Genomic DNA, 21,465 nt, shown 5'->3' on the forward strand with positions numbered 1-21,465 from the left:
ATATGATGAGTAAATATCATTTTTCAACCATTGTTTCCAGAACGCATATCTTTAAACTGATGCCGATGATTCATTCTCTCCATGAGCATTGCCGGGATTTTCATCTGTATGTGCTGTGTGTCGATCAGAAAGCGTATGAACTGCTTCAGCAGGTGCCGTGGGAACATGTCACGGCGGTTCAGCTCCATGAAATGGAGGACCCGGAGCTGCTTGAAGCAAAGGGCGGCCGGACGTTTCATGAATATTGCTGGACGCTGAAGCCGGCATTTCTGTTCCATGTGATGACAGAGTATGATGAAGCTGAATATTTTGCCCACTTGGACACCGATCTCTTTTTCTTCTCAGATGCGGGCGAGCTGTTTGCGGAAAAGCCGGATGCTTCCCTTTTTCTGACGGATCACCGCAATTCAGAACGGTTTGCGTCTTATTACAAGCTGACGGGGCAGTACAACACCGGGTTTGTCGGCGCGCGGAATACCGGGGAAGCGTATCGGGCGGTCTGGCAGTGGAGACAGGATTGCATCTCCTATTGTACGGTGGAGATGAATGAAGAAAAAAAGACATACGGTGACCAAAGGTATGTTGAAAAGTGGCCCGCGCAGTTTGAACACGTTCATGTCACGGAGTCGATCGGCGCGAATGCGGCGCTTTGGAATATTGAGCAATATGACGTCAGCCTGCGTGACGGGGCTGTGTATGTCAATGACACCCCGCTGATATTTTATCATTTTTCAGGCTTTACGCTCGTCACGGAGAACGAATTCAATCTGTGCTGGTACTATCACATTGATGACGAGGCGACAGTCAATATGATTTACGTGCCGTACATCAAAAACGTGAAAAAATGGATTGATGAAATTCAAAAAGCATTTCCCGATTTCAGAGACGGGTTTATTCCGAAATATGCGGTTCCTGACACTCATTTTTATACGGTTGAAACATAAAATCCCTGCCTTTTCGGCAGGGATGTTTTTATGAATGCCATTCTTTTAATGTTTTGTCGCTCGGCAGGACAAAGGCGAGCAGACCTAAAACGGGCAGAAAGGCGACGGCTGTCATGGTCGGCGTCAATCCCGCTGAATCAATAAGAGCTCCGAGCGCAACGGCTCCGATCGCGCCCATTCCGAAGGCGAGCCCGACCGTAAGCCCTGACATCGTTCCGATTTTGCCGGGAACAAGCTCCTGCGCGTAGACAACCGTCACGGAGAAGCTGGACATCAGAACAACGCCGATCAGCGCCAGTACGCCATAGGCGATGACAGGTCCCGCAAACGGAAGGAAAATCGTCAAGGGAGCCGATGCCGTCATGGAAACGATGATGACGTTCCGCTTTCCGAAACGGTCTGCAAGCGGCCCGCCGAGAAACGTTCCGACAGCTCCGAAAAATAAAAAGACGAAGATGTAGCTCTGTGCCTGCTGAATGCTGACATGATAGGCATTCATCGCATAGAACGTATAAAAGTTGCCGATCGCGCTCACATACCAGGAGCGCGCGAAAATTAAGAAGATAATCATGATAAGGGCGAGAATAATCGGTTTTGTAATCACGGTCTGCACAGCGGCGGCCGGTGATTTTTTACTTACGGCGCGCAAATGAATCAGGCGGCCTTTATACCATTTGGCGATATAAATGAGAAACAGCACAGCGATTGCGGCGACAAGCGTAAACCAGACAGAGCCGAATTGACCGAGCGGAACGAGAATCAGCGCGGTAATCAAGGGCGCCATCGCCTGGCCGGTATTCCCTCCGACTTGGTAAATCGATTGCGCCAAGCCGCGCTTTTCGCCGGCGGCCATGTAGGCGACACGCGATCCTTCAGGATGAAAGACGGCGGAGCCAAGGCCGATAAAAAAGACACAGCATAAAATCGTCAGAAAAGACGGGGCGAACGCGAGACCTAAAATGCCGAGCATGCTTGCAGTGAGCCCGAGCGGCAAAGCATACGGCATCGGGCGTTTATCCGTATACCAGCCGATGACGGGCTGCATCACGGAAGACACCATATTCAGCGTAAAGGCGATAATTCCGAGCTGCGTAAATGTAAGATTCATGGAACGTTCCAAAATCGGAAACATCGCCGGAATCACCGCTTGCAGTGAATCGTTCAGCAGATGACAGATCCCGATAATGAACAAAATAGAATACATGGTTGTCTCGGGACGATGGACAGGTTTTTCTTTAAGCGGGGCGGCAATTGCCAAAGTGATTCTCCTCCTTTTTATGTAAACGAAGCATACACCATATTATTCATAAGGTGAATGAATTATCAAGTGCAAAAAAGGCTCTTCTTTCTCAAACAGAAAAAAGAGCCTCCCTTTTTATTTATTTAACAAACTGTGTTTTCTCGAATACATCATATAAACGACGATCCCGGCGGCGATCCAGATGACAAAGGCGAGCCATGTCACGCCCGGCAGGCTGCTTGCGAGATACAGGCATAAGCATGCGCTGATGATCGGCACAAAAGGCACGAAAGGAACACGGAAGGAAGATTTGATCTCCGGATGTTTCTTTCTTAAAACGATGACGGCGATCGCAATGACCGTAAAGGCCGCCAAGGTTCCCATATTGACGAGATGCGCCAAGGTTCCCAGATCAATAAAACCTGCGATCCCGGCGGCAACGATCCCCGTCACCCATGTGTTTTGAAACGGTGTTTTAAAACGCGGGTGAACCTTGGAAAACATGCGGGGCAAAAGGCCGTCTCTGCTCATCGCAAATGTAAGGCGCACCTGAGCGTAAAGCAGAGCGAGCATGACCGTTGTAATCCCGATAATCGCGCCGACGGAAATAATGCCTGCTATCTTGTTCTGGCCGACAAATTGGAGCGCGAACGATACAGGGTCTCCGACATTCAGCTTGGTGTACGAAAGCATTCCCGTCAGGACAAGCGATACCGTAATGTAAAGGACGGTGCAGATGGCAAGCGCGCCGATGATTCCGACCGGCATTGATTTCTGCGGGTTTTTCACTTCTTCCGACGCGTTTGACACGGCATCAAATCCGAGATACGCGAAGAAAACGGTCGCGGCGCTCGTGATGACGCCTTTCATCCCGAACGGCATAAACGGCGACCAGTTTTCCGGTTTCACGTAGCCGAAACCGACGACGATAAACAGCAGAATGATCGCAATTTTCATCAATACAATGACATTGTTAAAGCGGGTGCTTTCTTTCACGCCCCTTGAAACAATCGCGGTAATGACCAAAATAATGATAACGGCCGGCAGGTTGAACACGGCACCCGTTTTGCTGCCGGGTGCGGCGGTCAGCGCCTCCGGAAGATGCAGCCCGAAGCCTGCAAGAAGCGACTGGAAATAAGATGACCAGCCGGTTGCGACGGCGGCGAGCGCGATAACATATTCAAGCATTAAGTCCCATCCGATTAAAAACGCGAGACACTCCCCGAGAGTGACATATGAATACGTATATACGCTGCCTGAAATCGGAATGGATGAAGAAAATTCCGCATAACAAAACGCGGCGAGCGCGCAGGCAAGGCCCGCGAGCACAAACGACAGAATCAAAGCCGGTCCTGCGCCTGTCGCGGCCACAGTCCCGGTAATCACAAAAATCCCCGTGCCGACAACACAGCCGATTCCGAGCAAAACCAAGTCAAAAGCGCTTAACGAGCGGGACAGGCTGGTCTGTTTGCTCTGGGCCTTTAAGTCGGCCAGCGGCTTTTTCCGAAATAGTAAAGACATATGGGTCCTCCTGAAAATTCATAATATTCTTATCATTATATACACTGACGTTTGTATTATATTGTCGAAATTTCTCGCAGTCAATTAAAGAATTTTCCACTTTAAAAGGACAAAGCTAAAAAGCGTCGATGCACGGAAGGAAAGGGAATTTTATTGTGAAATAGTTCAATTTTCTCACCTTAAGACCGATACAAAAGATGACTCATCAACTAATTTCAAGTTTCGGTGAAAGGGAGATGTTTACATGTTTCAATATGAAGAACTAAATAAGCAGTTTATCGGCGGCCGATGGAGGGATGGAAGCAGCCGGAACGTATTGGAAAACAGAAATCCTTATACTCAAAAAGTCATCACCTCATTCCGAAAAGCGACGCCTGATGACGTGGATGCGGCATATTGCGCCGCGGCTCTTGCGAAACAAGAATGGGACAAAGTAAACCCTTTTAAAAAGCGGGCCATTTTGGAAAAAGCCGTTTCTTTCATTGAAGAGCACGAAGAAGCGATTATTTACTTAATCATGGAGGAGCTTGGCGGAACACGGCTGAAGGCTGAGTTTGAAATCGGACTTGTCAAAAATATGATAAAAGAAGCCGCAACATTTCCGGTGCGGATGGAAGGGAAAATTCTCCCGTCCACGATTGACGGAAAAGAAAACAGGCTGTACAGAATACCCGCCGGAGTCGTGGGGGTGATCAGCCCGTTTAATTTCCCGTTTTTCCTTTCGATGAAATCTGTTGCGCCGGCACTCGGCGCGGGGAACGGCGTCGTGCTGAAGCCTCATGAAGAAACGCCGATCTGCGGCGGAACGCTTATCGCGAAAATTTTTGAAGCGGCCGGCGTACCGGACGGGCTGCTGAATGTCATCGTGACGGATATCGGGGAGATCGGCGACAGCTTTGTTGAGCATCCCGTGCCGCGGATAATCTCATTTACAGGTTCAACCGGAGTGGGCAGCTATATCGGACAGCTTGCGGTCAAACACTTTAAAAAACCGCTGTTGGAGCTTGGCGGAAACAGCGCGCTGATCGTGCTTGAGGATGCTGATCTTGAATACGCCGTCAATGCGGCCGTATTCAGCCGGTTTACGCATCAAGGCCAGATCTGTATGTCGGCGAACCGCGTGCTCGTTCACACATCTGTATATGACAAATTTACAGAGCTTTACGAAGCGAAAGTGTCATCGCTGAAAGTCGGCGATCCGATGGACCCTGATACGGTTATCGGTCCTTTAATCAATGAGAGACAGGCGGAAGGTCTGAGACGGTCTGTCGAAAAAGCGATAGAAGAGGGAGCGGTTCCGATGCTGTCCGGCCGATTCAGCGGAACGGTCGCTGAGCCCGTCATTTTAAAAGATGTGAAACCTGAGATGAGCATCGCGAAGGAGGAGCTGTTCGGACCGGCCGTCTGCATCATGCCGTTTGAAACGGAGGATGAAGCGGTAAGCATCGCAAACGCGACACCGTTCGGTTTAAGCGGAGCCGTGCATACGGCAAACGTGGAGCGGGGCGTTGAGTTTGCTAAGCGGATCGAAACCGGCATGATTCACGTCAACGATACGACCATTAATGATGAACCGAATGTCGCGTTCGGCGGCGAGAAACAATCAGGTCTCGGCAGGCTGAACGGAGAATGGAGCCTTGAAGAATTCACCACGCTGAAATGGATTTCGGTTCAGCATGAAAAACGTCAATTCCCATATTAAGAAGGAGTGAAAGAAATGAGTATACAGACGGAGCAGCAAACGCACAGCCTGCTTGACGCTTTTGTCAAAGTTGCGCCTTTTTTAAACAGCCTGATCCAAGATGACATCACCATCGGAATTTATGATACAGAAAAATTAATCGTGAATATTCCGGCTAAAACGTTTTCTCTTAATGTAAAGCCGGGAGATCCGCTGCAAAAAGGGGACATCATTACAGACGCGATCCGCATGAATCAGAAGAAGACAAGCATGGTGCCGAAAGAGCTGTTCGGATTTCCGCTGATCGCCAGAGCGATTCCGCTTCATGATGAAAACGGAAAAGTCATCGGCGGCGTCGGTCTCGGCACGAGCCTTGAAAAATCAGCCAAGCTTCATGATGTCGCTGAAAGCCTGTCCGCCGTCGTGGAACAGACCGCTTCGGCGATCGCGGATATCTCAGAATCCATCAGCGGTTTCTCAGCACAGATGAACGGGATTTCCGCTCAGGCGAAACAAGTCAGTGAAAGCGCGGGAGAAATCGCCGACATTTCCGTCACTGTCAAGGGCATCTCGGATCAAAGCAATCTGCTCGGTTTGAATGCGGCCATTGAAGCCGCGAGAGCAGGAGAATCCGGCAAGGGCTTTTCCGTGGTGGCGGATGAGATCCGCAAGCTTGCCACTCATTCAAAAGACAATGTCGGCCAAATTGACCAAATTACGAAAAAAATCCACAGCCTGCTGAAAGGGCTGGAGGACTCAATTGAATCCATCAACCAGAACACGGACGGCCAAGCGGCGGCGGTTGAACAAATTTCTGCCACGATGCAGGAAATTTCGGGAAGCGCCCAGCATTTAGCGAAAATGGCTGAAAACGTGCTCGGAGAATCATAAAAAAAGGGGAGCTTACGGGCTCCTTTTTTGTTTTCCCTTTATCAAGCGGAAACTGCACTTACACGTTTGATCCGTCATGCTAAAGGGGTACACATACGAATACATCACCAATGATAAAGGAGAGTCTTGTATGTCTGATGCAAATCTGCACAACCCGCTGACGAAATATGATCATGATGAATTTCCAAAACAATATCAAGAACCGCCCGGTTTGCAGAAAGAGATGAAGCCTGTGCCGGACTGCGGTGAAACAAGCTATAAAGGAGCCGGCAAGCTGAAGGGAAGAAAAGCCCTCGTCACCGGCGGCGATTCAGGTATCGGCCGGGCCGCCGCAATTGCTTATGCCCGGGAAGGGGCGGATGTGGCCATTAACTATCTGCCTGAGGAACAGCCGGATGCAGAAGAAGTGAAAGCGTTAATTGAAAAAGAGGGAAGAAAAGCCGTTCTGCTGCCGGGAGATTTAAGCGATGAAACGTTTTGCGGAGAATTGGCGGAAAAAGCGTATCAAGAGCTTGGCGGTCTTGACACGCTCGCTCTTGTCGCCGGCAAACAGCAGGCAGTGGATGATATCAGCGATCTTGCCACAGAACAAATCTATCAAACATTTGAAGTCAACGTATTCTCGCTGTATTGGCTCGTCAAAGCCGCGCTTCCGTATCTGCCGGAATGCGCGTCTATTATTACGACAACGTCCGTAGAAGGGTATAATCCAAGCCCGATGCTGTTGGATTATGCCGCGACGAAACATGCCATTATCGGTTTTACCGTCGGCTTAGGAAAGCAGCTGGCGAATAAAGGAATCAGAGTCAACTCGGTAGCGCCGGGGCCGATCTGGACGCCGCTGCAGATTTCGGGAGGACAGCCCGGTGAAAACATTCCGAAATTCGGCAAGGAAACACCGGCCGTCCCATTAAAGCGTGCCGGACAGCCGGCGGAGCTAGCAGGGATTTATGTCTTTTTGGCCTCAGAAGAATCGAGTTATGTGACATCCCAAATTTACAGTGTAAGCGGAGGAATTCCGACAGCGTAATCAAAAAGGAGCTGCCCTTCATACGGGGCAGCTCTTATTTTCGTTGTTATGTGCCGAGCACGTTTTGATTATACAGGACACTCGGATGTGACGGATGATAGGAGGCGGCTTTGTCGTTATGAATCTTCGCTTTTTCTCTGTCGCCGAGCTGCCAGTGGCAGACGCAGAGCTGCAGATGGGGGTACCAGGTGGAATATTCGAGCTGGGTAAAGCCTGCATCGCTGCTTTTGGCGGATAGGGCGAGCTCATACCAAAACACGCCCTGCCGGTATTGCCGTTTCTCCGCAAAATAGTCGCCGAGCCTGCAGCAGAACTCCGGCCGCGGACAATCGATCAGAAATGATTTTAAGAGAGACGTCATGGCGGCCTCTTCATGGCCGACCGCCCTGTAGCAATCGGATAGATATTGGCACGTTCTGATCTCGTCTTCGATCCAGCACTGTTTTGTGGAAAGAAAATGGTGATAATACGTGATGGCGCGCTGATACTGGCCGTGATCCTTTAATTCATTCGCGAAGTAAAACAAATCGCGCGGTGTCATCGTTTCACTGTTTTCCGCCATTTTCTCATAAATCTTCAAGTTGCGGTCTGAGGGAGGCGAGTGCTTTTTCTCGGATTTCCGGTGTGTGACGGCAATATCGGTTTCTATGATGTTTCCGTATACTTCAAGATACTCATGCACGGCTCCGATCCAGCGGAATCCTTTTTCACGCTTGACGAGTCGGTTGCGGCGGTATCTGAAGCTGACCTCTCCCCGATCATCAAAGCCGACGTGATAATACATGGATACCGCGTCCACCTCTTTTGAAAGCGACGCCTTCAGTTCAATCAGCTTTTCACGGTCCTTTTCCGTCAGCATATCGTCGGCGTCCAGCCACAGAATATAATCCATTTCCGCTTTCGAAAACACAAAATTACGGGCGGCCGCAAAGTGATCGATCCATTCAAAATCATAAATCTTATCCGTATAACGGGCCGCGATTTCTTTCGTCCGGTCGGTCGAGCCCGTATCAGCAATCACAATTTCATCCGCAATGTCTTTGACGGAATCAAGACAGCCCGCAAGCACTTCCTCTTCATTTTTCACGATAACGCACAAACTGACGCTGATCATGTCATCACCTCTTCCCCTCCAGTGTATAAAAGGAGAGGCGGAAACATTCTTCGGACAAAATGATCTCTTCCAAGAAATTTGTCTGTCCTTTTACTAGTTTTATTCCAGCGCCTGATTTAAAATGAACACATGAACTTACGTGAGGATTGATAGGAACCATGAGCATCATAAAAGCGGAAAACCTTTATAAAACATACGGAGATAAGACATTATTCGACCATATCTCCTTTCATATTGAAGAGAATGAAAGAATCGGTTTAATCGGCCCGAACGGAACGGGGAAGTCTACGCTTCTGAAAACCATTGCCGGCCTTGAATCAACGGAGGAAGGCGAGATTACGGCCTCAGGAAACGTGCATATTGAGTTTTTGCATCAGGACCCTGAGCTTCCGGCCGGACAAACCGTACTTGAGCATATTTATTCCGGCGGATCAGCCGTCATGAGAACGATGAGAGAGTACGAAAAAGCGCTTCAGGCGCTGAATGAAGAACCGGAAAATGACCAGCGCCAGAAACAGCTGCTTGATGCGCAGGCCCGAATGGACGCGAATGATGCGTGGGAGGCGAATACGTTAGCCAAAACGGTTTTAACCAAACTTGGCGTCACCGATCTGATGAAGGATGTCAGCGAGCTGTCCGGCGGCCAGAGAAAGCGCGTCGCGATTGCGAAAAACGTCATCCAGCCGGCTGACCTGCTCATTTTGGATGAACCGACAAACCACTTGGACAATGAAACGATTGAATGGCTGGAAGGCTACTTATCGCAATATCCGGGCGCCGTTATGCTTGTCACGCACGACAGATATTTTCTGAACAGGGTGACGAATAGAATTTACGAGCTTGAGAGAGGCAGCCTTTATACGTATAAAGGAAACTATGAAGTATTCTTGGAAAAACGGGCCGAACGGGAAGCGCTGGCGGAGCAGAAAGAAACAAAACGTCAAAACCTCCTGCGCCGCGAATTGGCGTGGCTCAGAAGAGGGGCGAAAGCGCGCTCGACGAAACAAAAAGCGAGAGTGGACAGAGCGGAGGCGCTCAAAGAGCAAAAAGGGCCGGCAGTCTCCGGATCACTCGATTTCGCGATCGGCTCCCACCGTCTCGGAAAACAGGTGATCGAAGCCGATAACGTCTCCGTTACCTATAACGGCCAAGCGCTGATCAGCCAGTTTAATGAGCTTGTCATCCCGGGGGAACGAATCGGCATCATCGGGCCGAACGGAATCGGGAAAACGACACTTTTAAACAGCCTCGCCGGCAGAATTCAGCCTGACAGCGGCAATATCACCATCGGGCAGACGGTCCGGATCGGCTACTACACCCAGGATCACAGCGAAATGAACGGTGATATGAAAGTCATTGAATATATAAAAGAGACGGCTGAAATCGTCAAAACGGCGGAAGGCGATGTCATCACCGCGGAACAAATGCTTGAGCGTTTTCTGTTCCCGCGTCCGATGCAGCAGACGTATATCAGAAAGCTGTCGGGCGGGGAAAAGCGCCGTCTGTACTTGCTGAATGTACTGATGCAGGAACCGAATGTGCTGTTTTTAGATGAGCCGACCAATGATCTGGACACGGAAACATTAAGCGTGCTCGAAGATTATATCGAACAGTTCCCAGGCGTCGTCATCACCGTATCCCATGACCGCTATTTCCTTGACCGCGTCATTGACCGCCTGATCGTATTTGAAGGACAAGGTGTCATTTCCCGTTTCCAAGGTTCGTACAGTGAATACATGGAACACGCAAAAGCGAAGAAGACGGCGGTAAAACAGCCGGCCGAAGAGAAAAAGGCGGAAGAAGAGCCGAAGAAAAAGCGCAAAAAGCTTTCATATAAGGATCAGATCGAATGGGACGGCATCGAAGACAAAATCGCCGGCCTTGAAGAAAAGCATCAGCGTCTGGAGGCGGAAATCGCTGAAGCGGGAAGTGATTTCGGAAAGATTCAAGAACTGATGGCCGAACAGGCAAAAACGGCTGAAGAGCTCGAAGCGGCGATGGAGCGCTGGACCGAATTGTCACTGATGATTGAAGAACTTGAGAATTAAGAAAAGCCGGTACGGCCCCCGAGAAGATGGCGGGTCATACCGGCTTTTTTTATCTTACACAGATGTCTCCCGGCGCTTTAAAGACAAACGTTTTGTCCAAGCAAAGTTTATCAGGCGTAAAAAAGTTTACGTTTACGTTAAGGTTCAAATGGTGTATAATAGAAACAGATACGACAAGAGGGGGATTCACCTTGGAATGGATGAAGATTGATCAAGTTGCCAAGCGAAGCGGATTGACAAAACGAACCATTCGTTTTTACGAGGAGATTGGTTTGATTCCTGCTCCTAAACGGACAGAAGGCGGCGTCCGGCTTTACTCTGAAGATGATATGGAGGAGCTCGAAAAAGTAACCAGCACAAAAGAAGTGCTCGGTTTTTCCCTTCAGGAGCTTCAGCAGTTTATGGAGATGAGCCGTCAGCTGGAATTAAACAAAGAGGGGTACTTGTTGTCACTGGATCCGAAGGAACGGAAAGAAAAGCTGGAAGAGATTCAGCACGCTTTGAACCACCAGCTTGAGATGATTGATGAGAAGATCAGCACATTTCAGCATTTTAAAACGCGCCTTAACGGAATGAAAGAAAAAGCTGACCGCGCCATTCAATCAATCGAATGATTTTGCTGTAAACGCTATGGATATAGCGTTTCTTTTAATGGATGAAACAGGAGGTTTGGTCAAATGGATACATCATCACAACAGAAAACAGGCCTATTCAGCCAGCCGAAAGCCGTTTGGGCGGTTGCGTTTGCCTGTGTGATTTCCTTTATGGGAATCGGTCTTGTCGATCCGATTCTTCCGGCGATCGCCGCACAATTACATGCTTCACCTAGTGAAGTATCTCTGCTATTTACAAGTTATTTGCTCGTTACCGGTTTTATGATGTTTTTCTCCGGCGCGATTTCAAGCCGGATCGGCGCAAAATGGACGCTGCTTCTCGGACTTATTTTTATCATCGTGTTTGCCGCTCTCGGCGGAAGCTCAAGTTCAATTGCTCAGCTTGTCGGCTATCGCGGCGGCTGGGGGCTTGGGAATGCTCTCTTTATTTCAACCGCGCTTGCCGTCATTGTCGGGGTATCTGTCGGCGGCAGCGCCAAAGCCATTATTTTGTATGAGGCCGCGCTCGGACTGGGAATTTCCGTCGGGCCGCTTGCAGGCGGAGAGCTTGGCAGCATTTCATGGCGCGCTCCGTTCTTCGGAGTGTCTGTCCTCATGTTCATAGCGCTTTGCGCGATTTCACTCATGCTGCCGAAGCTGCCGAAACCGGCAAAACGCGTCGGTGTGTTTGATGCGATGAAGGCGCTCAAATATAAAGGCCTTTTGACAATGGCAGTATCTGCATTCTTATACAACTTTGGATTTTTTATTTTGCTTGCTTATTCTCCGTTCGTGCTGGATTTAGATGAACACGGCCTTGGATACGTCTTCTTCGGCTGGGGGTTATTGCTGGCAATTACGTCAGTCTTTACGGCGCCGCTCGTGCACAAAGTGCTGGGAACAGTGGGTTCGCTCGTCGTTCTCTTTATCGCCTTTGCGGTCATTCTCATCATCATGGGGATCTGGACTGACCATCAGAAGTTGATCATTACATGTATCGTTGTCGCCGGTGCTGTTCTCGGTATGGTGAATACGATCATGACAACCGCTGTAATGGGTTCTGCGCCGGTTGAACGTTCAATCGCGTCTTCAGCCTACAGCTCAGTCCGTTTTATCGGCGGTGCGCTCGCTCCGTGGATTGCGGGAATGCTGTCAGAACATTTCACCGCAAGCACTCCATATACAGTAGGCGGGATCGTCGTTTTTGTCGGCATGCTTGTCCTTCTCATGGGACGCAAACATCTCGCCGGAATAAAAGCCGGACATTAAGAAAAAAAGGAACTTCCGCACAGGCGGGAGTTCCTTTTTGTGTTTACAGCACTTTCGTCGTCCAAGATTCACAATTCCATGTTTCCGTCGCGATATCCATGTAGAACTCGGGTTCGTGGGAAATCAGCAGAATGGAGCCTTTGTATTCTTTCAGCGCGCGTTTCAGCTCTTCTTTCGCATCGACATCCAGGTGGTTTGTCGGTTCGTCAAGCACGAGCAGGTTTGTTTCTGAATTGATCAGCTTGCACAGTCTGACCTTCGCTTTTTCTCCTCCGCTGAGAACGGAGACGCGGCTTTCAATGTGTTTGGTCGTCAGGCCGCATTTGGCGAGGGCGGCGCGGATTTCGTACTGGGTAAAGGAAGGAAATTCGCTCCACACTTCTTCGATGCACGTATTGTTATTGGTTTCTTTCACTTCCTGCTCGAAATAGCCCGTGTATTGATGCTCGCCCCGTTCCACCGTGCCTTCCAGCGGCTGGATTTCACCGAGCAGGCTTTTTAACAGCGTCGTTTTCCCGATGCCGTTTGCGCCGTACAGGGCGACTTTCTGTCCGCGCTCCATTCTGAGATTGAGCGGGCGTGACAGCGGAGTATCGTAGCCGATGACTAAGTCCTTCGTTTCAAAAATGAGCTTGCCTGACGTTCTCGCAGGCTTGAAATGGAATTCCGGTTTCGGTTTTTCGGCCGCCAGTTCGATCATATCCATCTTATCAAGCTTTTTCTGGCGGGACATCGCCATATTTCTCGTGCTGACGCGCGCTTTGTTGCGGGCGACGAAATCTTTCAGCTCAGCCACTTCCTGCTGCTGTTTTTTGTAGGCGGCTTCGAGCTGCTGTTTTTTCACTTCGTATACTTCCATGAATTGATGATAATCACCGACATAACGCGTCAGCTCCTGGTTTTCCACATGGTAAATCAAATTGATCACGCTGTTTAAAAACGGAATGTCGTGAGAAATTAAGATGAACGCATTTTCATATTCCTGCAAATAGCGTTTCAGCCATTCAATATGCTGTTCATCAAGGTAGTTCGTCGGTTCGTCCAACAGAAGTATTTCCGGCTTTTCCAAAAGCAGTTTGGCGAGCAGCACTTTCGTCCGCTGTCCGCCGCTTAAGTCAGTGACGTCGCGGTCTAGGCCGACTTCCTGCAGGCCGAGGCCGCGGGCGATTTCTTCAACTTTGCTGTCAATCACGTAGAAATCATTGTTTGTCAGGGCGTCCTGAATGACACCGACATCTTCAAGCAGCTGCTCAAGCTCATCAGGGTCCGCTTCGCCCATTTTGTTGTAAATCTCGTTCATTTCTTCTTCCATCGCAAATAAGTAATGGAACGCATCCTTCAGCACGTCGCGGATCGTTTTTCCTTTTTCAAGCACGGTATGCTGATCGAGATAGCCGACACGCACGTTTTTCGCCCATTCAACCTTACCCTCATCAGGCTCAAGCTTTCCGGTAATAATATTCATAAACGTTGATTTACCTTCGCCGTTTGCTCCGATTAAGCCGACGTGTTCCCCTTTTAAAAGACGGAACGATACATTGTTAAAAAGCGCACGGTCACCGAAGCCGTGGCTTAAATCTTTTACGGATAAAATACTCATCATTACACCTCTATCGTTATCAGACACGCTTTTTTTATCATGTGTCTTTCTCATTTATGATTATAAAGGAGGAGACCGTTTGTTAAAAGGCTTGGAAGGAAAAAGAAAATTGCGTTTGCCGCGTGCATTTGAGATACTATGGAGTAGATTTTAAGAATTGAGGAGAACGACATGACCCAAACATGGCCATTTTTACAGCATACACAACCATTTATCGCCGAAAACTGGGAGGCGTCAGGCTTTCAGGAGCCGACCGTTATTCAGGAAAAAGCCGCTCAGGTGATCATGGAAGGGAAAGACGTCATTGCCGAATCCCCGACGGGAACGGGAAAAACATTGGCGTACACGCTTCCGGTTCTGGAGCGGATCAACCCGGAACAGAAACATCCGCAAGTGATCATTTTAGCGCCGTCCCGCGAGCTTGTGATGCAGATTTTTCAAGTGATTCAGGAGTGGAAAAAAGGCTCCGATCTTCGCGCTTTGTCTTTGATCGGCGGGGCAAACGTGAAAAAGCAGGTGGAGAAGCTCAAAAATAAACCGCATATCATTGCGGGCACACCGGGCAGGGTGCTCGAATTGATTCAGGCGAAAAAGCTGAAAATGCATGAAGTCAAGACGATCGTTCTTGATGAAGCGGATCAGCTCGTGACAAAGGAACACCGCGAAACGATGAAAAAAATCATTAAAACGACGCTGAAAGACCGACAGCTTTTAAGCTTTTCCGCTACGCTGCAGCCGGAAACAGAACAGGTGCTGAATACCATCGCACACGAACCGGCCGTTTTGAAAGTGGAGCGGAATACGGCGGAAAAAGCACGGGTCACGCATCAATATCTCGTCTGCGATCAGCGGGATAAAGTAAAGCTATTGCAAAAGCTGTCACGGCTGAACGGCATGCAGGCGCTCGTGTTCGTCAGAGATATCGGAAATTTAAGCGTCTATGCGGAAAAACTCGCCTATCATCACGTGGATCTCGGCATCCTGCACGGAGAAGCGAAAAAAATGGAGCGGGCAAAGATATTATCAGCGTTTGAACGGGGAGAATTTCCGCTGCTTCTGGCGACTGACATTGCGGCGCGCGGACTTGATATCGATGATCTTCCGTACGTCATTCACGCGGACATACCGAATGAAGACGGATATATCCACAGATCCGGCCGGACGGGCCGGGCCGGTAAAGAAGGAACCGTACTCAGCCTTGTCACGCCGATGGAAGAATCCAAACTGAAAAAAATGGCCAAATCACTCGGAATTGAGCTGAAAGAGGCCGTTTATTCAGGCGGAAAACTATCTGAGAAATAAGAAACGGAGGGCGGGAAGCCCTTCTTTTTTTGTTGTAAAATAATAGAAAAGGTTCAGGCGGGGGCGGGAAGATGGTTTCAATAGACAGATTTCAAATATTGAAGGAACCCGAGCTGAAAATACTTGAACACTGGTTTAAGAACGATAATATCAAACGGAGAATGGATGCGATGCTGCCATTAGACGCGTGGTATGCACGATTGAATAAAGATGAAGACGATACTGTCATTATGGCATATGACGGGGAGTGTCCGGCAGGCATGGACTCTATAGAGTTTGTGGATGAGCGGGCGTATATCGGGTTGATCGTCAATCCTTTATACCAGCTTCAAGGGTACGGAAAACAGATCTTGCAAAAACTGCTGACTGATCCTGGGTTTACCAGCGTGGGGAATGGGCGGCAAGCATCGAAAAAGACAATCAAATCAGTTTAGCCTGCTTTCAAGCAGCGTGATTCACTTTGGAAGATACGGAGCCGGATGAAGACGGCTTTCTTACTTTGATTCTTCGCGGCTGATCCCAAATAAACAGAAAAGGAGGGGACAAAGCCCTCCTTTTTTTTCATCATCATGTTAACTTAGATCACTGACTTTGATGATCTGTTTGCCTTTATTTTCTCCTTTAAACAGGCCGAGGAACGCGTCAGGAATATTGCTGAATCCTTCCGTAATCGTTTCTTCATAATGAAGCTTTCCGTCCTTGAGCCATTCGGCCAATTGTTTCGCGCCTTCAGAAAAGCGGTCAGCATAATCACTGACGATGAATCCCTGCATCAGCGCTTTTTGAATATCATCCGCCGTTTTGTAATTAATGGCTTCATCAAATTGAAGCTCCTCTTTCAAATACGCGATTTTTTCATCAGATCCGGCGATGCCGACAACCCGCGCGCCTTTGATTTTGGCAATCTGTCCGACTGTTGAGCCGACGGCGCCCGCCGCGCCTGAAACGACGACGGTTTCGCCTTTTTTCGGACGGCCGATGTCGAGCAGCCCGAAGTAAGCGGTCAGTCCGGTCATCCCTAAAATGCCGAGATACGCCTGGGCGGGTGCGATATCCGTATCCAACTTGCGGAGGGCGGACTCATTAACGGCTGAATATTCCTGCCACGCGAGATTTCCGATCACAACATCTCCTTTTTTCAGCTGATCGCCGTCTGTCAGAACCTCGGCAATCACTCCGCCTGTTATGGCTTCATCTAAAGCGAAGGGCTCTACATATGATTTTGTATCCTGCATCCGTCCGCGCATGTACGGATCAACGGACACATAACTCGTTTTCACTAGCACTTCGCCGTCTTTCGGTTCGGGCACGGCAATCGTTTCAAAGCGGAAATCGTCATGGGCGGGAACGCCTTTGGGGCGTCTTGCCAATTGAATTTGCTGCTGATTATTCGGCATACTGAATCCTCCTTCAAGATAAGTGGTTGTTCCAAATGTAACACGAACCATTTCCCGATTACAAAATCAAACCGTCAGCGGCCATAAAAAAAGAAGGGCCAGGGCCCTTCTTTCCTTATATGCATATTTAATAGAATAACCGGTACACATCGGTGTTTTTCTCATGTTCCAAATATTCATAGGCATTCGTTTTTGAAGAATGAAGCATGTCAGCGGTAACGACGGGCTGAAGCGCGGTCAGATAAGAACCCAGCCTATTTTCAATTTCTTTCGGCAGAACGGATTCGATATCACCGATATTGATAATGATAGAGAAAACGAAATCGATATTAATATGAAAAGTATCTTCAGCAAAGGCCGTAAGCTCTTTTATTCCATCCGGGCAGCGGGTATGCCGGCGGAATACCTGCTTCACTAAATCACTGACAATCCAAGCGTTAAATCGCTGTTCCGGTGAAAAGTAATGAATAGGAACCACCTCCCTGCTTAATCGGCTCATGAAGATTTTTATTTTTCTGATAAAAGTAGCTTTCCCTACTGTAACATGTCCCGCCAGAAAATATCCACCGACAATCTGCCCGTTTTTTCACGGAACTCTCTTTCTTTTGTTTGACCTTTGGTTGAGCGGGTAAACATCCAATATACAAAAACAAAAGGGAGGACTTATCAATGAAACCGGTAGTAAGAGAATATACAAATGATCAAAAACTGATGCAGGACGTAAAAGAGCTTCAGCAATTGGGTGTCGCAAAAGAAGACGTATATGTGCTTTCTCATGATGACGACAGAACGGACCGCCTGGCAGATAATACTGATGTCAATACCATCGGAGCGAAAGAAACGGGCATTAAACACGCAGTCGGCAATATGTTTAATAAAAAAGGCGACGAGCTCCGCAACAAAATTCACGAAATCGGCTTTTCAGAAGAGGAAGCATCACAATTTGAAAAGCGCTTAGATGAAGGAAAAGTTCTTCTGTTTGTCACGGATAACGAAAAAGTGAAATCATGGGCGTAAGCTGAACAGATCCCAAGGGGTTTTCGGTCCCTTGGGATTTTTTTGCGGTTTCCGCAATAAAACCGAAAGGCACATTCTGTACATTTTCGGTGCTGTTTCTCAACTGATTTGATACAATTCAATTGTAATAAATTGGAATACGGAATCAGGAGGAGCACAATTCATGAAAAAAATGTTACTTATGCTGGCGATTTGTTTATGTATGATCCCTGCGGACGTCTATGCCGCTGATCTGGGACGGCAGACGTTAGGAACAAATGACGGCTGGGGAGCCGCTTCCGGCGGGACAACCGGCGGCGCGAAAGCCTCATCATCGAATGTATACACCGTATCAAACAGACAGCAGCTCGTTTCCGCATTAGGGGGAAGCGCCAACAGCACGCCGAAGATTATTTACATACAAGGCACAATCAATATGAATACGGACGACCGCAATAAAACGCTCGGCTTTAATGATTATAAAGATCCGGCATATGATCTCAATGCCTATCTCAAGGCGTACGACCCGGACAAATGGGGAAAAAAAGCGCCGTCAGGCACCCAGGAAGACGCCAGACAGCGATCGCAAAAAAACCAGAAGGCACGGGTCGTGGTTGACATTCCTTCAAATACGACGATCATCGGCTCGGGTTCAAATGCCAAAGTGACAGGCGGAAGTTTTAATATAAAGAACGGCGTCGACAATGTCATCATCCGCAACATTGAATTTCAAGACGCTTACGACTATTTTCCGCAATGGGACCCGACGGACGGCAGCAGCGGCAACTGGAACTCGGAATATGACAATATCACCATTAACGGCGCGACGCACATCTGGATCGATCATTGCACCTTTAATGACGGATCGAATCCCGACAGCGGTTTTCCCTACTATTACGGGAGAAAATATCAGCACCATGACGGCCAGACGGATATAGCCAACGGGGCGAATTATATTACATTGTCCTATAATAAATATCATGACCATGACAAAGGCTCCGTCATCGGAAACAGCGACAGCAAGACGTCGGATGAAGGAAAACTGAAGGTGACCATTCACCATAACTATTACCAGAACATCGTCCAGCGCGCACCGCGGGTCCGGTACGGGCAGGTTCATATTTATAATAATTTTTACGCAGGCTCGAAAAGCGCCGCATACCCGTTCAGCTATGCGTGGGGCGCGGGCCACGCGTCAAAAATGTATGCCCAGAATAATGTCTTTGAAGTGCCGGGACTGGCTGCTGATAAAGTCATCAGCATCTTCAGCGGCGGAAAAGCGCTTCATGAAGACGGCACTCTTTTAAACGGCGCCTCCATTAACGCGTCAGCCGCCAACGGATTAAGTCAGTCCGTCGGCTGGACACCGTCATTGCACGGTTCCATCGGCTCATCATCAAATGTAAAATCAGATGTTATATCTAAAGCCGGGTCGGGCATATTAAAATAAGAAACAAGAGACACAAAGGAAAATATTCCTTTGTGTTTTTTAATTAACAAAAACGTTTATTAACTTAGTTAAGTAGTAAAATGGGATAGGGGATGGAAGACAACAAAATAGGAGGAGACCTGTAATGGCTTCAGAAAAAGACGCAAAAAAACAGCAGGCAGTAAAAATCATTCCTTTGCTTATTACTGTTGCTGTGGGATTAATCATTTGGTTTATTCCCGCGCCGTCCGGACTTGAACCTAAAGCATGGCATTTGTTCGCTATTTTTGTCGCAACAATTATCGGCTTTATCTCCAAGCCCTTGCCAATGGGCGCAATTGCAATTTTTGCATTGGCAGTCACCGCGTTAACGGGAACGCTATCTATTGAAAATACGTTAAGCGGATTTGGAAACAAGACAATCTGGCTGATTGTCATCGCCTTTTTTATTTCTCGGGGGTTCATCAAAACCGGGCTCGGCGCCAGGATTTCTTACGTATTCGTACAACGGTTCGGGAAGAAAACACTCGGCCTTTCTTATTCACTGCTTTTCAGTGATTTAATTTTATCACCTGCCATTCCGAGCAATACGGCACGGGCGGGCGGCATTATTTTTCCTATTATCAGATCATTATCCGAAACTTTCGGATCAACGCCGGCAGACGGAACAGAGCGGAAAATCGGCGCTTTCTTATTAAAAACCGGTTTTCAAGGAAACTTGATTACGTCTGCGATGTTTTTGACGGCAATGGCGGCGAACCCGCTGATCGCCAAGCTGGCCCACGATGTCGCAGGGGTGGACATCACATGGACAAGCTGGGCAATCGCGGCCATTGTACCGGGATTGGCGAGCTTAATCATTACGCCGCTGGTCATTTATAAGCTGTATCCGCCGGAAATTAAAGAAACACCGGATGCGGCTAAAATCGCAACGGAAAAATTGAAAGAAATGGGTCCGTTTAAAAAATCCGAACTCTCCATGGTCATCGTCTTTTTATTGGTGCTTGCGCTGTGGATTTTCGGAGGAAGCTTAAATATCGACGCAACGACGACGGCCCTGATCGGATTATCCGTTTTGCTTTTGTCACAGGTATTAACATGGGAGGACATCAAAAAGGAACAAGGTGCATGGGATACGCTGACTTGGTTCGCGGCGCTTGTGATGCTGGCGAATTTCCTGAATGAGCTCGGCATGGTGTCTTGGTTCAGCAATATGATGAAATCTTCTGTTTCCGGTTTTTCATGGATTGTGGCATTTATGATTCTGATTGTCGTGTATTATTACACGCATTACTTCTTTGCGAGCGCAACCGCGCATATCAGCGCCATGTATGCGGCATTTCTCGCCGTCATCGTGGCGGCAGGCGCTCCGCCGCTGTTGGCGGCGCTCAGCCTGGCGTTTTTCAGCAACCTTTTCGGTTCTACGACGCATTACGGCTCGGGAGCGGCTCCGGTCTTTTTCGGAGCGGGTTATATATCGCAAAGCAAATGGTGGTCCATCGGCTTTATCCTGTCAATCGTCCATATTGTGACATGGCTTGTGATCGGCGGATTATGGTGGAAAGTATTAGGGTTATGGTAGAAGAAAAAAGGCAGACTCAGGTCTGCCTTTTTTATTTCTGTAGGGAATGGGAAGGGCCTGCACATGATGACTTCAGTGCGAATAGAATATTGCCGGGGTGATAATATGAGCAGCGGCCGTGATCAATACATGATATTGAAACAGAAACCTTACAAATATATGAGCAGACATATGAAACGCCGGTATGAACAATTACCATGTGAACTTGAAAGACCTGAAACAGAGACGGAAAAACAGTTTCCGTCTTCAGATGAAAATCGATCTGCCTTGTGCGTACCCGGGCTGCGAGGTCCCGAAGGCAAAAGAGGACCCGCCGGCTCCCGCGGTCCGCAAGGGGAGGCGGGTCCGCCCGGTCCCCCGGGGCCTGAGGGGCCGCCCGGAGCGGTTCCTGCGGTAGCTTTTCAAAATACAGCAGACCAGATGATGATTCCGTTAGAAGGAACACCGATAAACGTGTTAAGCACAGTGATAGCCGCGCCGACAGATCAATTGGTGAAAACGGATGCCGTCATACAAGTAAATGTGGAATTAGACCCGCTCGCGTCTCATTTCTCATTGGTCTTAGCTGTCGATCTGCAAAGAAATGGCGTATCGATACAAACACAGAGACAAGAGCTGAACCTCTTTTCTTCAGGCGGACAAATCATAGGAATTCCTTTTACGTACATCGACGAAATGAAGGCGGATGAAACAGCCGCGTACCAGCTCTATTTATCCGTCCTTTCTTCGAATCTCGTAACACAAGTCGCAGCGGCAAACCGCTCCCTCATTGCGACGGGATTCCCCATTCAAGGATCGGATTAAGGTGATGAAAAGAAATCACCTTTT

18 protein-coding genes and 1 pseudogene are annotated in these 21,465 nt (G+C 48.6%); 13 read left to right on the forward strand and 6 right to left on the reverse strand.

The window, feature by feature from the left end; genetic code table 11:
* Positions 1-5: 5 nt before the first annotated feature.
* Entirely contained in the window at positions 6-944 is a 939-nt protein-coding gene (locus NYE38_RS03710; protein WP_014417153.1) for a putative nucleotide-diphospho-sugar transferase, read from the forward strand.
* Between the two features lie 28 nt (positions 945-972).
* Here the strand turns inward: NYE38_RS03710 and NYE38_RS03715 are convergent, their stop codons facing one another.
* Together NYE38_RS03715 and NYE38_RS03720 are read right to left on the reverse strand one after the other, a co-directional pair.
* A complete protein-coding gene (locus NYE38_RS03715; protein WP_065180693.1) occupies positions 973-2,202 on the reverse strand; it encodes an MFS transporter in 1,230 nt (409 codons plus the stop codon).
* A 117-nt stretch (positions 2,203-2,319) separates the two neighbouring features.
* A complete protein-coding gene (locus NYE38_RS03720; protein WP_025649927.1) occupies positions 2,320-3,705 on the reverse strand; it encodes an amino acid permease in 1,386 nt (461 codons plus the stop codon).
* A gap of 244 nt (positions 3,706-3,949) precedes the next feature.
* Here NYE38_RS03720 and NYE38_RS03725 point away from each other — a divergent pair, with 244 nt between their 5' ends.
* The 3 genes from NYE38_RS03725 to NYE38_RS03735 all read left to right on the forward strand — a co-directional run bounded on the left by NYE38_RS03725 (position 3,950) and on the right by NYE38_RS03735 (position 7,307).
* On the forward strand, positions 3,950-5,407 hold the full coding sequence (locus NYE38_RS03725; RefSeq protein ID WP_017419080.1) for an aldehyde dehydrogenase family protein: 1,458 nt from the start codon (positions 3,950-3,952) through the stop codon (positions 5,405-5,407).
* 15 nt (positions 5,408-5,422) lie between these two features.
* Entirely contained in the window at positions 5,423-6,277 is an 855-nt protein-coding gene (locus tag NYE38_RS03730; RefSeq protein ID WP_061861947.1) for a methyl-accepting chemotaxis protein, read from the forward strand.
* 130 nt (positions 6,278-6,407) lie between these two features.
* Positions 6,408-7,307, forward strand: coding sequence for an SDR family oxidoreductase (locus NYE38_RS03735; RefSeq protein ID WP_340803120.1), 900 nt, complete (start codon positions 6,408-6,410; stop codon positions 7,305-7,307).
* A 46-nt stretch (positions 7,308-7,353) separates the two neighbouring features.
* On the opposite strand, the gene NYE38_RS03740 is transcribed toward NYE38_RS03735, so the two are convergent.
* Complete coding sequence (locus NYE38_RS03740) at positions 7,354-8,421, reverse strand: glycosyltransferase family 2 protein (protein ID WP_025649929.1); 1,068 nt, start codon at positions 8,419-8,421, stop codon at positions 7,354-7,356.
* Between the two features lie 158 nt (positions 8,422-8,579).
* On the opposite strand from NYE38_RS03740, the gene NYE38_RS03745 reads away from it, so the two are divergent.
* The 3 genes from NYE38_RS03745 (at position 8,580) to NYE38_RS03755 (ending at position 12,331) form a co-directional block, all read left to right on the forward strand.
* The gene (locus tag NYE38_RS03745) at positions 8,580-10,469 is read left to right on the forward strand and encodes an ABC-F family ATP-binding cassette domain-containing protein (RefSeq protein WP_031379284.1); all 1,890 of its coding nucleotides are present in this window, start codon (positions 8,580-8,582) and stop codon (positions 10,467-10,469) included.
* 191 nt (positions 10,470-10,660) lie between these two features.
* The gene (locus NYE38_RS03750; RefSeq protein WP_003155658.1) at positions 10,661-11,083 is read left to right on the forward strand and encodes a MerR family transcriptional regulator; all 423 of its coding nucleotides are present in this window, start codon (positions 10,661-10,663) and stop codon (positions 11,081-11,083) included.
* Positions 11,084-11,146: 63 nt separating this feature from the next.
* Positions 11,147-12,331 carry an MFS transporter gene (locus NYE38_RS03755; RefSeq protein ID WP_181816442.1) on the forward strand — a complete coding sequence of 395 codons (1,185 nt, stop codon included), beginning with the start codon at positions 11,147-11,149 and terminating at the stop codon, positions 12,329-12,331.
* A 43-nt stretch (positions 12,332-12,374) separates the two neighbouring features.
* Here the strand turns inward: NYE38_RS03755 and NYE38_RS03760 are convergent, their stop codons facing one another.
* Positions 12,375-13,931 (reverse strand): ABC-F family ATP-binding cassette domain-containing protein, encoded by a 1,557-nt coding sequence (locus tag NYE38_RS03760; RefSeq protein WP_003155656.1) that lies wholly within the window; start codon positions 13,929-13,931, stop codon positions 12,375-12,377.
* 171 nt (positions 13,932-14,102) lie between these two features.
* Between NYE38_RS03760 and NYE38_RS03765 the strand changes: the two genes are divergently transcribed.
* Both NYE38_RS03765 and NYE38_RS03770 read left to right on the forward strand, forming a co-directional pair.
* Entirely contained in the window at positions 14,103-15,233 is a 1,131-nt protein-coding gene (locus NYE38_RS03765) for a DEAD/DEAH box helicase (RefSeq protein WP_072177526.1), read from the forward strand.
* Between the two features lie 71 nt (positions 15,234-15,304).
* Positions 15,305-15,750 (forward strand): annotated as a pseudogene (locus NYE38_RS03770) (N-acetyltransferase family protein).
* A gap of 55 nt (positions 15,751-15,805) precedes the next feature.
* Here the strand turns inward: NYE38_RS03770 and NYE38_RS03775 are convergent.
* Positions 15,806-16,630: an NADP-dependent oxidoreductase gene (locus tag NYE38_RS03775; protein WP_065180696.1), complete on the reverse strand. Its 825-nt coding sequence runs from the start codon at positions 16,628-16,630 to the stop codon at positions 15,806-15,808.
* Between the two features lie 127 nt (positions 16,631-16,757).
* Positions 16,758-17,108: a DUF3212 family protein gene (locus NYE38_RS03780; protein WP_017419088.1), complete on the reverse strand. Its 351-nt coding sequence runs from the start codon at positions 17,106-17,108 to the stop codon at positions 16,758-16,760.
* Positions 17,109-17,299: 191 nt separating this feature from the next.
* On the opposite strand from NYE38_RS03780, the gene NYE38_RS03785 reads away from it, so the two are divergent.
* The 4 genes from NYE38_RS03785 to NYE38_RS03800 all read left to right on the forward strand — a co-directional run bounded on the left by NYE38_RS03785 (position 17,300) and on the right by NYE38_RS03800 (position 21,441).
* Entirely contained in the window at positions 17,300-17,647 is a 348-nt protein-coding gene (locus NYE38_RS03785) for a general stress protein (protein ID WP_003155650.1), read from the forward strand.
* 163 nt (positions 17,648-17,810) lie between these two features.
* Positions 17,811-19,076 (forward strand): pectate lyase, encoded by a 1,266-nt coding sequence (locus NYE38_RS03790; protein ID WP_017419089.1) that lies wholly within the window; start codon positions 17,811-17,813, stop codon positions 19,074-19,076.
* Between the two features lie 124 nt (positions 19,077-19,200).
* Positions 19,201-20,637, forward strand: coding sequence for an anion permease (locus NYE38_RS03795; RefSeq protein ID WP_007408966.1), 1,437 nt, complete (start codon positions 19,201-19,203; stop codon positions 20,635-20,637).
* Positions 20,638-20,742: 105 nt separating this feature from the next.
* Complete coding sequence (locus NYE38_RS03800; protein WP_104843168.1) at positions 20,743-21,441, forward strand: hypothetical protein; 699 nt, start codon at positions 20,743-20,745, stop codon at positions 21,439-21,441.
* Positions 21,442-21,465 lie beyond the last annotated feature (24 nt).

It is taken from the genome of Bacillus sp. EU63 (genome assembly GCF_038592915.1).
GTDB classification, from domain to species: domain Bacteria; phylum Bacillota; class Bacilli; order Bacillales; family Bacillaceae; genus Bacillus; species Bacillus velezensis.

What these genes read in the sequence shown, in the direction of transcription:
- NYE38_RS03710 (WP_014417153.1), top strand. Translation starts at nt 6, where the DNA reads ATGAGTAAATATCATTTTTCAACCATTGTTTCCAGAACGCATATCTTT.
- NYE38_RS03720 (WP_025649927.1), bottom strand. Translation starts at nt 3,705, where the DNA reads ATGTCTTTACTATTTCGGAAAAAGCCGCTGGCCGACTTAAAGGCCCAG.
- NYE38_RS03725 (WP_017419080.1), top strand. Translation starts at nt 3,950, where the DNA reads ATGTTTCAATATGAAGAACTAAATAAGCAGTTTATCGGCGGCCGATGG.
- NYE38_RS03730 (WP_061861947.1), top strand. Translation starts at nt 5,423, where the DNA reads ATGAGTATACAGACGGAGCAGCAAACGCACAGCCTGCTTGACGCTTTT.
- NYE38_RS03735 (WP_340803120.1), top strand. Translation starts at nt 6,408, where the DNA reads ATGTCTGATGCAAATCTGCACAACCCGCTGACGAAATATGATCATGAT.
- NYE38_RS03740 (WP_025649929.1), bottom strand. Translation starts at nt 8,421, where the DNA reads ATGATCAGCGTCAGTTTGTGCGTTATCGTGAAAAATGAAGAGGAAGTG.
- NYE38_RS03745 (WP_031379284.1), top strand. Translation starts at nt 8,580, where the DNA reads ATGAGCATCATAAAAGCGGAAAACCTTTATAAAACATACGGAGATAAG.
- NYE38_RS03755 (WP_181816442.1), top strand. Translation starts at nt 11,147, where the DNA reads ATGGATACATCATCACAACAGAAAACAGGCCTATTCAGCCAGCCGAAA.
- NYE38_RS03760 (WP_003155656.1), bottom strand. Translation starts at nt 13,931, where the DNA reads ATGAGTATTTTATCCGTAAAAGATTTAAGCCACGGCTTCGGTGACCGT.
- NYE38_RS03765 (WP_072177526.1), top strand. Translation starts at nt 14,103, where the DNA reads ATGACCCAAACATGGCCATTTTTACAGCATACACAACCATTTATCGCC.
- NYE38_RS03775 (WP_065180696.1), bottom strand. Translation starts at nt 16,630, where the DNA reads ATGCCGAATAATCAGCAGCAAATTCAATTGGCAAGACGCCCCAAAGGC.
- NYE38_RS03785 (WP_003155650.1), top strand. Translation starts at nt 17,300, where the DNA reads ATGAAACCGGTAGTAAGAGAATATACAAATGATCAAAAACTGATGCAG.
- NYE38_RS03790 (WP_017419089.1), top strand. Translation starts at nt 17,811, where the DNA reads ATGAAAAAAATGTTACTTATGCTGGCGATTTGTTTATGTATGATCCCT.
- NYE38_RS03795 (WP_007408966.1), top strand. Translation starts at nt 19,201, where the DNA reads ATGGCTTCAGAAAAAGACGCAAAAAAACAGCAGGCAGTAAAAATCATT.
- NYE38_RS03800 (WP_104843168.1), top strand. Translation starts at nt 20,743, where the DNA reads ATGAGCAGCGGCCGTGATCAATACATGATATTGAAACAGAAACCTTAC.